15 protein-coding genes are annotated in these 13,258 nt (G+C 58.0%); 6 read left to right on the forward strand and 9 right to left on the reverse strand.

What is annotated here, in order from left to right; genetic code table 11:
- Position 1: 1 nt before the first annotated feature.
- Positions 2-337 (reverse strand): hypothetical protein, encoded by a 336-nt coding sequence (locus ACR0J5_RS20060; RefSeq protein WP_480656575.1) that lies wholly within the window; start codon positions 335-337, stop codon positions 2-4.
- A complete protein-coding gene (locus tag ACR0J5_RS20065) occupies positions 337-1,416 on the reverse strand; it encodes a hypothetical protein (protein WP_480656577.1) in 1,080 nt (359 codons plus the stop codon). Before ACR0J5_RS20065 ends, ACR0J5_RS20060 begins: the two co-directional genes overlap by 1 nt.
- Positions 1,417-1,664: 248 nt before the next feature.
- Between ACR0J5_RS20065 and ACR0J5_RS20070 the strand changes: the two genes are divergently transcribed.
- The 3 genes from ACR0J5_RS20070 to ACR0J5_RS20080 all read left to right on the forward strand — a co-directional run bounded on the left by ACR0J5_RS20070 (position 1,665) and on the right by ACR0J5_RS20080 (position 6,733).
- Positions 1,665-3,140 (forward strand): NAD-dependent succinate-semialdehyde dehydrogenase, encoded by a 1,476-nt coding sequence (locus tag ACR0J5_RS20070; protein WP_480656579.1) that lies wholly within the window; start codon positions 1,665-1,667, stop codon positions 3,138-3,140.
- Positions 3,141-3,263: 123 nt separating this feature from the next.
- Positions 3,264-5,447 carry an esterase-like activity of phytase family protein gene (locus ACR0J5_RS20075; protein ID WP_480656581.1) on the forward strand — a complete coding sequence of 728 codons (2,184 nt, stop codon included), beginning with the start codon at positions 3,264-3,266 and terminating at the stop codon, positions 5,445-5,447.
- A gap of 287 nt (positions 5,448-5,734) precedes the next feature.
- Positions 5,735-6,733 (forward strand): isopenicillin N synthase family dioxygenase, encoded by a 999-nt coding sequence (locus ACR0J5_RS20080; RefSeq protein WP_480656583.1) that lies wholly within the window; start codon positions 5,735-5,737, stop codon positions 6,731-6,733.
- A 94-nt stretch (positions 6,734-6,827) separates the two neighbouring features.
- Here the strand turns inward: ACR0J5_RS20080 and ACR0J5_RS20085 are convergent, their stop codons facing one another.
- Positions 6,828-7,040 (reverse strand): hypothetical protein, encoded by a 213-nt coding sequence (locus ACR0J5_RS20085; protein ID WP_480656585.1) that lies wholly within the window; start codon positions 7,038-7,040, stop codon positions 6,828-6,830.
- A 546-nt stretch (positions 7,041-7,586) separates the two neighbouring features.
- Between ACR0J5_RS20085 and ACR0J5_RS20090 the strand changes: the two genes are divergently transcribed.
- Complete coding sequence (locus ACR0J5_RS20090) at positions 7,587-8,345, forward strand: hypothetical protein (protein WP_480656586.1); 759 nt, start codon at positions 7,587-7,589, stop codon at positions 8,343-8,345.
- Positions 8,346-8,445: 100 nt separating this feature from the next.
- Here ACR0J5_RS20090 and ACR0J5_RS20095 read toward each other — a convergent pair whose 3' ends face one another.
- The 3 genes from ACR0J5_RS20095 to ACR0J5_RS20105 all read right to left on the reverse strand — a co-directional run bounded on the left by ACR0J5_RS20095 (position 8,446) and on the right by ACR0J5_RS20105 (position 10,637).
- The gene (locus ACR0J5_RS20095; RefSeq protein WP_480656588.1) at positions 8,446-8,913 is read right to left on the reverse strand and encodes an Hsp20 family protein; all 468 of its coding nucleotides are present in this window, start codon (positions 8,911-8,913) and stop codon (positions 8,446-8,448) included.
- 120 nt (positions 8,914-9,033) lie between these two features.
- Entirely contained in the window at positions 9,034-9,849 is an 816-nt protein-coding gene (locus ACR0J5_RS20100; protein WP_480656590.1) for a trypsin-like serine peptidase, read from the reverse strand.
- Positions 9,846-10,637 carry a trypsin-like serine peptidase gene (locus ACR0J5_RS20105; RefSeq protein WP_480656592.1) on the reverse strand — a complete coding sequence of 264 codons (792 nt, stop codon included), beginning with the start codon at positions 10,635-10,637 and terminating at the stop codon, positions 9,846-9,848. Before ACR0J5_RS20105 ends, ACR0J5_RS20100 begins: the two co-directional genes overlap by 4 nt.
- Before the next feature lie 154 nt (positions 10,638-10,791).
- Here ACR0J5_RS20105 and ACR0J5_RS20110 point away from each other — a divergent pair, with 154 nt between their 5' ends.
- Together ACR0J5_RS20110 and ACR0J5_RS20115 are read left to right on the forward strand one after the other, a co-directional pair.
- Positions 10,792-11,502: a DUF599 domain-containing protein gene (locus ACR0J5_RS20110; protein WP_480656594.1), complete on the forward strand. Its 711-nt coding sequence runs from the start codon at positions 10,792-10,794 to the stop codon at positions 11,500-11,502.
- 35 nt (positions 11,503-11,537) lie between these two features.
- Complete coding sequence (locus ACR0J5_RS20115) at positions 11,538-11,885, forward strand: hypothetical protein (RefSeq protein ID WP_480656595.1); 348 nt, start codon at positions 11,538-11,540, stop codon at positions 11,883-11,885.
- A 3-nt stretch (positions 11,886-11,888) separates the two neighbouring features.
- On the opposite strand, the gene ACR0J5_RS20120 is transcribed toward ACR0J5_RS20115, so the two are convergent.
- Genes ACR0J5_RS20120 through rsfS form a run of 3 tightly spaced genes read right to left on the reverse strand, consistent with a single transcriptional unit; the run spans position 11,889 to position 13,250 of the window.
- A complete protein-coding gene (locus ACR0J5_RS20120; RefSeq protein WP_480656597.1) occupies positions 11,889-12,374 on the reverse strand; it encodes a flavodoxin family protein in 486 nt (161 codons plus the stop codon).
- Position 12,375: 1 nt separating this feature from the next.
- A complete protein-coding gene (gene rlmH, locus ACR0J5_RS20125; protein WP_480656599.1) occupies positions 12,376-12,846 on the reverse strand; it encodes a 23S rRNA (pseudouridine(1915)-N(3))-methyltransferase RlmH in 471 nt (156 codons plus the stop codon).
- Positions 12,847-12,890: 44 nt separating this feature from the next.
- Positions 12,891-13,250, reverse strand: coding sequence for a ribosome silencing factor (rsfS, locus tag ACR0J5_RS20130; RefSeq protein ID WP_170327847.1), 360 nt, complete (start codon positions 13,248-13,250; stop codon positions 12,891-12,893).
- Between the last annotated feature and the right edge of the window lie 8 nt (positions 13,251-13,258).

Raw genomic sequence — 13,258 nt, forward strand, 5'->3', positions numbered from 1 at the left:
CTCATTTTCTCAAATCCAAATCGTTCTGCAACCATTTATCAAGCTGAGCAGTTTTTAGACCTAGCCAGGGCCACCAATAACTAAGAACGCGAAGGAAAAGCGGTACAAAACGCACGACAAATGGTGTTGCGAAGGCAACGAAAAACCCCAATGCGCCAACCAGTTGTAGCAGCTTCACATTGACGACGTTACCTATCCACACCACGACTAAAAATGGGAAACATGAAAACACTGCCCAAAAACAGATTTTGAACCATCTTGGCTTTGCCTTAGGTTCAAGGTCTTTAAGGCTAATAATTCTAGTAGGCTGATTTGAGTTCTTGAATTCGAACAGCATCACCCACCATACAAATTCTTATCATGCTTCTCGACAATCGACGCAAACCGGCGGGCAAAGCGTTCATCCGCCTTGGCCTTTTTCTCCAGCACGTCGCGGGCAAAGACCATGTGGTCCTCATGCGCCTCAAGCATGTCGGCCATTTTCTGGTTGGTCGCGGTGCCGATTGCGGCCATTGCCGTCTGTGCCTCTTGGTCCGTCTGCACGCCGATCTCGTTGATACGGTGAGCCACGTCCTGCTGCTGCGCGGTTTTCAACGATTTGGTCAGGGCGTCATACAGCACCACGCGCTGTTGCGTGTCTGTCTGCAACTTGTTGATGAGTACCATCTGCGTCGCCGCCTGGTTCTGTAGTGAATCGACCCAGGTCTTGCCCTTTTCGATATACCGCTCCAGCGTTTGGGACTTGGCCAGCTTGACCTGCTCTTCCTGAACCTTGGCGTTGTATTGCTTGTTCAACTCGGCCAATTCAGTCTCTAACTGGGTGCGTGCGGCGGCGTCCTGTTCGACGCTGATCTTGTTTTCCAGCGTAATGATGGTCGGGTCCATGCCCTGAATCTCAGTGCGCAACGCTTCCAGTTCGGCCACCGTCGCCTCGCGATCATCCAGCGTGCCGGTCAGGTTGCTTTCAACCTTCACGCGCTGTTCTTCCAGCACCGACAGCTGACCTTCCAGCAGTTTGACGATCACGTCGGATTTGGCGATCAGATCCTGCAGCTTGTCGTCAATGTTGGCGGTGCGCATGCGCTCTTGCCGCATCGACTCGGACTTGCCCTTGGCGAAGATGCCAACAAAGCTCTCCCATCCGGTTTTCGAGCGCATCTCGTCGAAATCCTTGGAAAACGCGTTGGTGACATCGTCCAGCCCCATGATCAGTTCGGCGATATTGGCGTTCATTACCTCGGTATGGGCGTGTACGTCCTCCAAAGTGGCGTTTTCGATGTCGATATCCGCCTCGGCCGTGCCGATCTTGGCCCGCGCCGCGTCAATCCGCGACGTCAGGCTTTCAATCTGCGACTGGCTTTCACGCACTTTGGTCTGCGTTTCTTCGATCAAGGCGTCAAATTGGTGGTTCGACATCAACACTATCCCTTTTTTGTTCTATTACCCAATAAGATAGGGAATGTTACGATGATTTACATCCCCTGGACTGCTAATTTTCACCAAACTTTGGCAAACTCCGCCCCAAAAAGATAGGCGCGAAGCGCAGGGCAACGGGCAGAGTTTTTGATCAAATCTGGATTGATCCGCGCCGAACAGTGGACATAGACATTCCCGACCCCACCTGATTGGGTGCGCGAGACACTATTCCTGCCGGAGGCTGACCTATGCTGGACGCAACGACCGACCTGAAATCCATTCTCAAGAACCCGGACCTGCTGGTGACCCAAGCCTATATCGGCGGCCAGTGGGTGGATGGCGACAATGGCACCTTTGCCGTGACGAACCCGGCGCGCGGGGATGTCATCGCCGAAGTGGCCGACCTGAGCCGCGCGCAGGTGGCGGGCGCAATTGCACAGGCAGAGGCGGCGCAAAAGGAATGGGCCAAGCTGACCGGCAAGGAGCGCGCAGTCATCCTGCGCCGCTGGTTCGATCTGATGATGGAAAACGCCGAAGATCTTGGCAAGATCCTGACCGCCGAACAGGGTAAACCGCTGGCCGAAGCAATTGGCGAGATCGGCTATGGTGCGTCTTTCATCGAGTTCTTCGGTGAAGAGGCCAAACGGGTCTATGGCGAGACGATTCCGGGCCATCAGCGCGACAAGCGCATCATGGTGATGAAGCAGCCCATCGGTGTGGCGGCCTCGATCACTCCGTGGAACTTTCCTAACGCGATGATCACCCGCAAGGCAGCGCCAGCGTTGGCTGCCGGATGCGCCTTTGTTGCACGTCCTGCCAAGGAAACGCCACTGTCTGCACTGGTCATGGGCGTTCTGGCCGAACAGGCGGGCATTCCGGCGGGCGTGTTCAACGTTCTGCCGTCCTCCAGCGCCAGCGAGATCGGAAAGGAGTTCTGCGAAAACCCCGGTGTGCGCAAACTGACCTTCACCGGCTCGACCGAAGTGGGCCGCATCCTGCTGAAGCAGGCTGCCGATCAGGTCATGAAATGCTCGATGGAGTTGGGCGGCAATGCGCCCTTCATCGTGTTCGACGATGCTGATCTGGATGCCGCGGTCGAAGGCGCAATGCTGTGCAAGTTCCGTAACAATGGTCAGACTTGTGTCTGCGCAAACCGCATCTACGTGCAAGCCGGTGTCTATGACGCGTTCGCGGCCAAACTGAAAGCCGCCGTTGAGGCGCTAAAGATCGGCGACGGTCTGGCCGAGGGCACAACCACGGGACCGCTGATCAACGCAGAGGCGGTCACCAAGGTCGAAGAGCATATCAAAGATGTCACCGACAAGGGCGGCGCGGTTCTGACCGGCGGTCTTCCACATGATCTGGGCGGCACCTTCTTTCAGCCCACCATCGTGACGGGTGTGACGCAGGATATGATGGTTGCGCAGGATGAAACCTTTGGCCCGCTCGCCCCGCTGTTCAAGTTCGAGGACGAAGATGACGTGATCGCCATGGCCAATGACACGATCTTTGGTCTGGCCTCGTATTTCTATGCCAAGGACCTCAGCCGCGTCTACAAAGTGGCCGAGGCGCTGGAATATGGCATTGTCGGTGTGAACACCGGTATCATCTCGACCGAGGTCGGGCCCTTTGGCGGCGTCAAACAATCCGGTCTGGGTCGCGAAGGCAGCCATCACGGCATGGAAGATTACCTTGAGATGAAATACGTCTGTCTGTCGGTCTGATCCTTTGCGGCCACTGCCCCGGCGGTGGCCGCGTTTGTCACAAAACTGAAGCCAAACTGTCACAACGCCGCAACGATCCCGGTTCATTTCCCCTCTGATCCAACTGAGAGAGGAAATCCACCGATGTCGTTGCGCGCTGTCTGCCTGACATCTGCCCTTGCCCTGACCGCCGGTCAGGCCATGGCAGAGATGAATTTCAACCGAATTGCGTCTTTCCCCGTGGTGAAAAACATGGCCGAAGGCGCGGATACCACCCGCGAAACCTCGCCCGAGATCATCGCGGCCACCGCCGATGGCATGACGCTGGTGTACACCGACAGCCCGTTGGGCGTGATCGGCATAGTGGACATCACCGATCCGGCGAACCCTGCGCCTTTGGGAGCCATGGACGTAGGCGGTGAGCCGACCTCGGTCGGGATCGTTGGCGCGACGGCTTTTGTGGGTGTGAACACCTCGGAGAGCTATACCGCCCCGTCGGGCAAGCTGATCTCAATCGACATCGCGGGCAAGACCGAAACCGGTGCCTGTGATCTGGGTGGTCAGCCCGACAGCGTCGCCATCGCCCCCGATGGCAGCTTTGTCGCCGTAGCGATTGAAAACGAGCGGGACGAAGACCTGAATGACGGCATCATCCCGCAGCTGCCTGCAGGTGAGCTGGCGCTGGTGCCGCTGAAAGATGGCGCGCTGAACTGCGCGGGTATGAAAATGGCCTCGCTGACCGGTCTGGCCGAGGTTGCGCCGACCGATCCTGAACCCGAGTTTGTAGACATCAACGGCCTCGGTGAAACCGTCGTCACCCTGCAGGAAAACAACCACATCGCGGTTGTTGCCAAAGACGGCACCGTGATCAGCCATTTCTCGGCGGGCGCGGTTGATCTGGAAGGCATCGACGCCACAGATGAGCGCGGCGCGCTGATCTTTACCGAAAGCCAGCCGGGTCGCCTGCGCGAGCCGGACGCGGTGAAATGGATCGATGACAACCACTTTGCCACCGCCAACGAAGGCGACTACGAAGGAGGTTCGCGTGGCTGGACGATCTTCCACAAGGACGGCACCGTTGTTTACGAGAACGGCACCGAGTTCGAGAAAGCGATCATCCAGATCGGCCACTATCCCGACAAACGCTCGGACAGCAAAGGGGTTGAGCCCGAAAGCGTAACCGCAGCCACCTTCGACGGTACTCCGATGATTTTCGTAGGGGCTGAGCGCGCCTCGGTCGTGGGTGTCTACGACGCCGCTAACCCGGCGAGCCCGGTTCTGAAACAGCTGCTGCCGTCGGGTGTTGGCCCGGAAGGGTATGTGGCGATCCCCGAGCGGAACCTGCTGATCTCGGCCAATGAAAAAGACCTGATCGAAGATGGCGGCCCACGTGCGCATGTCAGCATTTTTGAATATCAGGACGCCCCCGCCGCCTACCCGCATCTGACGTCGAAAGGCGCGGATGAGCTGATCGGATGGGGCGCGCTGTCTGGTCTGGTCGCGGATGAGGACGGCATGATCTATGCGGTCAATGACAGCTTCTACGGTTTCCAACCCTCGATCTTCAAGATCGACCCCAGCCAGAAACCCGCCCGCATCGTGGACGTGATCCGCATCCACCGTCAGGACGGCAATCCTGCACAAAAGCTGGACCTTGAAGGCATCACACTGGACGGCGAGGGTGGGTTCTACGTCGCCTCGGAAGGTCGCACCGACCGCGTTATCCCGCACGCGATCTACCACGTCAGCGCGGATGGTCTGATCAAGGACCGCAAGGGCGAGATCGGCCTGCCCGCCGAGTTGATGGCGGTCGAGAAACGCTTTGGGTTCGAAGGTATCACCAGGGTTGGCGGCACCCTGTGGATGGCCGTACAGCGTGAATGGAAGGACGACCCGGACAACCATGTGAAACTGGTGGCCTACAACCTTGAGACACAGGAATGGGGCGCGGTCCACTATCCCAAAGCAGACCCGGATACAGGCTGGGTTGGCTTGTCGGAAATCGTGGCCTTCGGGGACCATGTCTATGTGATCGAGCGCGACAACCAGCACGACCACCGCGCCTTGACCAAAAAGGTCTACCGCATCCCGCTGTCCGAGATGACCCCGGCCCCGCTGGGCGGCCCTCTGCCCGTAGTCAGCAAAGAAGAGGTCCGCGACCTGCTGCCCGACCTGACCTCGACCGGAGGGTACGTTCTGGACAAAATCGAAGGTCTGGCCATCCTGCCCTCGGGCGAAGCATTTGTAATGACCGACAATGACGGCGTCGATGACGCGTCGGGAGAAACGATGTTCTGGTCGATTGGGCAAGTCACCGCTGGCAACTAGTTCGCCCCAACAGCATAAAGTGGCCCCGTGACGGAAACTCGCGGGGTTACTTGCATCGGACAGCCCATTTGCGACGCGTTTTCCGACCCGGCGTTCGTTATGTGTACTAAAGTGTATCTTTGTGTACCGAAATTTGAGATTATGTTTTCTTCATCTTTCAGGCCCGCACACCAAATTTAAGTGAAATCAATTCACCTTAGCGCGAAAAATTTGACTGTTGAACGCGCGCCCATTTTGCTTGTTCTTGCGCAGGAATTTCGGTTCCTCAGAATTCAGGCGAACACATCATGGCACAAGATCCCGTAACGCAACTCGACGACAAGCTGCGCGCAAAACGTGAATCATTCGACAAGATCCCGGTGATTGATATCGCGCCGCTGCTTGATGGCAGCGACAAGCATAAGGTCGCCAAGGAAATCCGTTGGGCCCTGTCCAACGCAGGTTTCATGTATGTCAAAAACCACAGCATCCCTCAGGATTACGTGGATCAGGTTTTCGACGTAACGCGCCGCTTTTTCGATCTGCCCTCGGACGAAAAGATGAAACTGCATGTCAGCAATTCCGATGTTGCCTTGCGCGGCTATATCGAGCCTTTCGGCGAGAACACCGATCCAACCAAGACCAAGGACCTGAAAGAGTGTTTTGACATCGGCCCGGAGCGCCCCGCGCTGGAAGGCCCGTTTTTTGGGCCCAACCAATGGCCTGTCACCCTGCCCGACTTTCAGGAATTGGTTTATGGATACCACGAAAAGATGGTTACGCTGTCCCGGCAATTGCTGAAGGGGATCGCGATCAGTCTGGACCTGAGCGAAGATCATTTTGACGGCCTGATGCAAAACCCGATCAGCATTCAGCGCCTGCTGCATTACCCTCCGCAGAATGGTCAGATCGACGAAAAAATCATCGGCATCGGCGCGCATACCGACTATGGCAACCTGACGATCCTGGCGCAGGATGATGTTGGTGGTCTTCAGGTCATGAACCGCGACGGCGCATGGGTTGAAGGAACCCCCATTCCTGGCACGTTCGTCATCAATATCGGAGATCTGATCCAGCGCCTCACCAATGATGTGTATCTGGCGAATTTGCATCGGGTCGTGAATACGTCGGGCCGCGAGAGGTACTCAATTCCGTTTTTCATTGATGCAGATTTTGGAGCAGAGTTTTCTCCTCTGGCATCATGTATCAGCCCTGAAAGCACCAGCCGCTATGCACCTGTGACGTGCGGCACCCATAAATTCTCGCGCTTTTCTGCCAGCTACGCGCATCTGAAGAAAGCAAGCTAAGGCACCCCCGCATTCGTCTGAGCGACAGGCAACGTCGATTGCGTTCCCAAAAGACAACAGCCCCATGCGCGTGCTGCAGGGGCTGTTTTCAAACTCAGTAGCTTGAGTACCGGAAATTTACCACGGCGTCGTTTTGAATGGCGCAGTGGGCTTTGATATAACTGCGCACATCATTGCTGTCCTTGGACCGGGCCACTTCCAAATCAATCAGATCGATCCCGTCCGCATTTGTGGTGTAAGACAAGGTGCGCTCGAAATCGACGGCGTAGTACCCTTGGTTGCTCATCGCGGTTTTGGTGCGATGCATGCACAAGCCGATGGCGTTTTCCTCAGGCGAGACGCTGGGGTGTTTTTGGTACTGGGATCCGTGCTTGTGGTGATGCTCGGCAATTGATGCCCCCAGCACGCCCGCCCAAGGCGACCCCGGCGATCACTTTGCCCGCATCATCGGCCTGGGCCTGAGACGTCGCCAGCGTTGTCACAAAGATGGCAGTGCAGATAGTACCAGCAATAGTGTGATTTCGGCGCATGATCCTGGGTTCCTTGTTAAAATTAATTCGGCAAAAGCCCCTCAAAACAAAGCCTAGCCCGAGGGCGCATATCATTGCCAGAGGTTTGGCAATTGGCCTCCAGCTTCCCTTATGTGTCAGAAAATATATAGTGATCCGGGTCGTGTATTGAAAAAGTAGTGTGTTTATTGAGTTCTAAGACGGGTTTATTTCGCATTTCGTCAGAGTTGGGATTGGTTTTCCTGTGCTCGTTACTGGCCGGGACACTGCTCGGTGCATTGGTGCTGAGCCTGTTTTTATCAGCGGAGCAGGTTGAAAGTGTTCGGCCCGCAACCCTCTTTGAATTGTTCACACGTATTGCCCTGATCGTAATCCTTGGAGGGATGGGGGGTTATGTGGCGCTTCGGTTCCGGGGCCGTTTGCGATCCGGGCCTTACGGGCTGCGGATTGACATACTGCTTGGTGTCTATTTGATCGGAGTTACCGCTGCTTTGTTGGACCCGTTTTCTACCATCAGATCCGAGTTCAACCTGATACGCTATCCCACTGCAATTGTCCTGACCGTGGCGGGTGCGGTGCTGATACATACTGTCGTGACCAAACCCCGTCACATGGTGTATCGGGTTTTGGGCGGCATGTTGGGCGTGGTTCTTATGATCGCGGCTGCGGATGAAATCCTGCAATTCCACGAAAGTATGAATACTCTTGGCGAAAATCTTGCTGCTGAAGAAACGGATATTGCCGGTCAGGATCTAGTGACGCTAGTCGTCGCGGTGGCAGGTATCGTCGCGGCGTTTCTGGTGGTCAGTGCCGTGTCATTTCTGGACAGACGCAGCATTTTTGGCACCAGCGGCCGGGAGGTGCTGGCGGCACAGCTTCTGTTTGCCGGGGGTGTCGCCTTTTTGACGGCCATGCTTCTCGATACGTTCGATACCGGGCTGAGCGGAGTGTTTTCCGCTGTCTTCAGCAGCCCGGCAATTCTGGCCGGCCAACCGCTGAGTGGTTATGTCGAAACGCTCGCCAATTCGCTGGAAGAGTTTCTGGAATACGCAACGGCAGTTCTGTTGTTGTCAGCCGCCTTTGTTTTCCATTTTGAACGGTAATGACCCGACATAACGACAACGCCCCGCGCCTGGAGGTACGCGGGGCGTGCAGTCTGCGATAGCCCCGAGAGGCAGGGCTATCGCTGTGCGGTCAGACGCCTCAGTTCACGGCCTTGGCGTCAACCACGTCCTTTTCGATCGACTTGGCCGACGAAATCTCGATCCGGCGCGGTTTCAGGGCTTCGGGCACTTCGCGCTTCAGCTCGATATTCAGCATGCCGTTTTCATGGCTGGCACCGGTGACACGCACGTGATCGGCCAGCGCAAAGCGGCGCTCGAACGCGCGGGTGGCGATGCCACGGTGCAGATAGCTGCGCTCTGAGTCCGCTGCGGCTTTCTTGCCGGCGACGATCAGTGCGTTTTCCTTGACCTCAACCGACAGGTCCTCTTCCGAGAAACCGGCCACAGCGACCGAGATGCGATAGGCATCGCCATCGGTCTTTTCAATGTTGTAGGGCGGATAGCTGGGCTGAGCCACGTCATTGGTCAGGACGCGGTCCATCATGTCGGCGATCTGGTCAAAGCCGATGGTGGCGCGGTGCAGCGGTGCAAAATCAAAGGTTCGCATGTATCATATCCTCATCTGAGCGATCTATGGTTTGCCCTCCGGTTCGGACGGGCGTTCAGTCAGTCAGGCCCCGTTTGCGGCGGCCCGATACAGATCACATGGGTAGAGGTTTGGCCGAGTTCAACCCCCGCCGGGGCTGATGAATTTGGCACCGGAATTCGACTTGCCGGACCCCACCTGCAACCGGCGGATCGACGCCTTGGGTTGGGGTGCATCGCGGCGCAAAATGGTCTTTAGCTCTGCCACGATTTCGGGCAATTCCATGCCATGTCCCACTTTGAACCCACCGCCATAGCTGACGGCGGATACGACGGACAGAATCTGCCAGCGCGAGCCTTTCTTGGCCAAAATAGCCGACCCGGAAGAACCGAAAGTGACGTCGCAATCAAAGCTGATCAGCCCATCCTGACGCCGCAGGATACGGCAGGAACGCTGGCGCGTGATCGCCTCGGCCCGCCCGCGCCCGTATGAGGCGACGCTGATCTCATTGCCGCTGACGCGTCCGCTGAACATGGCAAACGGGTCCGCCACAGAATGCGGAATCGGCTCATCCAAACGCATAAGCGCGACATCGACCCGAACCCGCGGCGCTGACACAGGCCCATTGGCGACAAAGTCGGGATGCGCGGCAATCTGGATGACCTTGCGTTCGGCCAGTGCCTCACCGTTGCTGAGCCCGGCGCGAAACGTCACCTCGCCCGGTTTGTAGGGTTGACCGGTGGCTTTATCCAACGCGCAATGCGCGGCCGTCAAAACAATATCCTTGGCGATCAGCGTGCCGGTGCAAAAACCGCTATCGCCGATATCCAGACGCCCGACGGCCTCCCACCCATACAGATCGTCGCGATCGGTCAATTTGCGTTTGACGCTTTGCGCGTGGGACATGGTCGATAGAACAAACAGGCACATAAAGGCGCTCAGGAAGTAACGCGTCATGGTTTTATGAACCTCGCTCCGATATTTCTATTGGTCCCGCCCTGGGCGGACTCGGCCTGAAATCCGCGACCCGCCGACAATTCCGACTGCAACACAGGCAGCGATGCATCGACCGCTGTCCCGACCGCGACGCGCTGGCCGTTATATTCCGCCTTGGCGGCGACGACGGACACGATGCGCGGACGATCGCCGTCAAAGGTGAACACCGGTGCGCCGGATGCGCCAAGCTCGACATCGCAGGACAAGACCAGCACCTCGGACTGACGCGTCATGACCGAGCAGACCTCTTGCAGGGACGGGGCCTCGGCACGGTCCTGTGCGTAAGAGACGACGCCCACCTCGGCCCCGCGACGGGGGCGGCTGCCGGTTTCAAAGGGGATCACCGTGGTGTTGCGGATCGGCTGCCACAGCTCGATCAACGCGATGTCATTGGCCAGCCGCGCGGTCGGTGTCTTCTGGCTATAGCGGTACTTGGGGTGGATCACAGCCTGCCGTGCAGCCCGATAGGCCGAGGCCCGGCCCAAACGCCAGGCCGCCAGAAACTCAACCTTCGCCAGATCGATCCGCCGACCGGTTTCCTTGTCGAACAGACAATGGGCTGCGGTCAGCACCAATGTCGGAGAGATCAGCGTTCCGGTGCAAAACCCTGTGCCGCCGATATCCAGACGGCCCACAGCCATCCACGCCCGCCCTGCATCGGTGGTATCGAGGCTTTTCAGCCCAGTATCCTGCGCCATCGCAGCCATCGGCATCAATGCCAGCGCAAATGCCCTGATCCAGTGTCGCAAGCGGTTCTCCGGCCTTTCCATTGGTTTCAGTGCTACGGGCTCGGTGGGGCGAAAATAGGGCGACCGCGCTGGATAGGGTTTCGGCGTGCACCTGATGCAGCGCTGCATCATTCCCGTCTGGCAAGTTCGCATCACTGGTCCTACTGTTCCGCCCATGACCTGGATCGACCGCGCCCTCATGTTCTCGACACTGGATTACGCCGCTGTGCTGCTGTTGCTTGGCGCGTGGCAATGGATTGGCTGGCGGATCGAACATCCCGCGCCAAACCGGCAATCGGTTGCGATGATGATGGATGATTTCCGCCGCAGCTGGATGCATGAAATGGTCACCCGCCAACCGCGCATGTTTGACGCGCAGGTGGTGGCCACGATGCGGCAGGGCAGCACGTTTTTCGCCTCGACCACCATGATTGCCATCGGGGGTGGGCTGGCCCTGCTGGGAAATACAGAGCGTTTGGCCGGTGTTGCCAGTGATCTGGCCATCGGCAGCGCACCTGCTTTGGTATGGGAGGTCAAGATCCTTGTCGTGATCCTGTTTCTGGCCAATGCGTTCCTGAAATACGTCTGGGCGCATCGGTTGTTTGGCTATTGCGCCGTTCTGATGGCTGCTGTCCCGAACGACCCCGACGACCCCCAGGCCTATCCGCGTGCGGGGCAGGCAGCGGAAATCTGTGTCACTGCCGCGCGCAGTTTCAATCGCGGGCTGCGCGCCACCTATTTCGCGCTGGCTTCCCTGGCCTGGATTCTGGGACCTGTCGCCCTGATCGCGGGCACCGCCATCACACTGGGCGTTCTTTACCGGCGTGAGTTCGCGTCCCAATCCCGATCCATCTTGCAGACACTGCCACCCCACACAGAGTCGTGATCCCCACGCCCCCTATCCGCTTCTATATTCACGATATGCGATATCTGATTCTCAGCGCCTTACTGGCCACGCCCGCCTTTGCCGATCCTGCCGTGATCGAAAACGTCTCAGCCCGCCAAAGCGGCGACACTTGGCGATTTGACGTGACGATCCGCCATCCCGACACAGGCTGGGACCACTACGCCGATGGCTGGCGTGTGCTGGATATGGACGGAAATGAGCTGGGAATGCGCGTGCTGCATCACCCGCATGAGAATGAGCAGCCCTTTACCCGGTCTCTCAGTGGTGTGGTGATTCCCGACGGCACCACGCAGGTGCAGATTCAGGCCCGCGACAATGTCGATGGCTGGAATGACGGCACCACGGTTGTTGACCTGAACTGAGCCTCAGAAAATCCCGAGGCTCAGCCCCGCGGCCAAGGCGGCGCCGATCTCACGGCATTTCTCCAGCTGATCCTCTGGGATGGTCTTTTCGGCCAGAATTGCCTCGGGCGTTTGCGCGTGGGTGCAGATAATCAAAGGCGGCTGTACCTCTTTCAGCCGCCAGCCTGTTGCGATGCGGGCCATCTGGCGGGCGGCGTTTTCACCGTCGGACCCTGCGCAGACCATCTGCGCATAGGGACGGCCTTCGATCCTGCCCAGCACCGGATAGTAGCTGCGGTCGAAAAACTCCTTCATTAGACCCGAAATTGCCGCCAGATTCTCGGGTGCGCAGAAGATATAACCGTCTGCAGTCAGCAGATCATCCGGCTCGGCCTGATCGGCGGTTTTCAGAACAACATCCGATTCTTCCCGCGCGGCCTCTGCCGCGGCTTCGGCCATCTGTCGGGCCCCGCCAGTGCGCGAATGGTAAACGATCAAAAGCTGCGCCATGTCAGACCCGGTGATAAGGACCGCCCGACAGGATGGTTGCGGCCCGGTAAAGTTGCTCGGCCAGCATCACACGGACGAGCATATGGGGCCAGACCATCGACCCGAATGAGATGGAAAAATCGGCCTTCGACCGCAGATTAGGGTCTATTCCGTCCGCTCCGCCAATGATCAGCGCCAGATCCTGCCGCCCGGCATCGCGCCAGCCACCCAGCTTTTTGGCAAAATCCGGCGAGGACATCACCCTCCCACGTTCGTCCAGCGTGCAGATCACAGCACCCTTGGGCAGCGCCTTGCGCAGCAAAGCACCCTCGGCCCCCATACCTGCATTTTTCTTGTCTTCAACCTCGATCACCCGCGCGGGACCAAGGCCCAGCGCACGGCCAGTCCGGTCAAATCGGGTCAGGTAATCGTCAAGCAGGGTCTTCTCGGGTCCGGCGCGCAATCGCCCGACCGCAACTATGCTGATCCGCATATCTCTCTCGCCTCCGGCCCTTCAATAATGGCCGGGATGGCGCCTCAGTTGGCTGAGGCGCTGCCGCCCTGAGGCAGCCACATCTTTTCCAGCTGATAGAATTCACGCACTTCGGGGCGGAAGATATGGACGATCACGTCGCCCGTATCGATCAGCACCCAGTCGCCGGCATCCTTGCCTTCGACCTTCGAGGTGAAACCGAATTCCTGCTTGATGCGATCCGTCAGCTTTTCCGCCATGGCCGCCACCTGACGGGTCGACCGACCCGAGGCAATCACCATGTGATCCGCGACAGAAGACTTACCTTGCAGGTTAATCTGCACGACGTCTTCGGCCTTGTCATCGGAAAGTGAGGAAAGGATACGCTCAAGCAGCTTGTCGCTGATTGACTGAGAGTGGGCCATCACGCTGG

The sequence above is a fragment of the Ruegeria sp. BE1 genome (assembly GCF_056538885.1).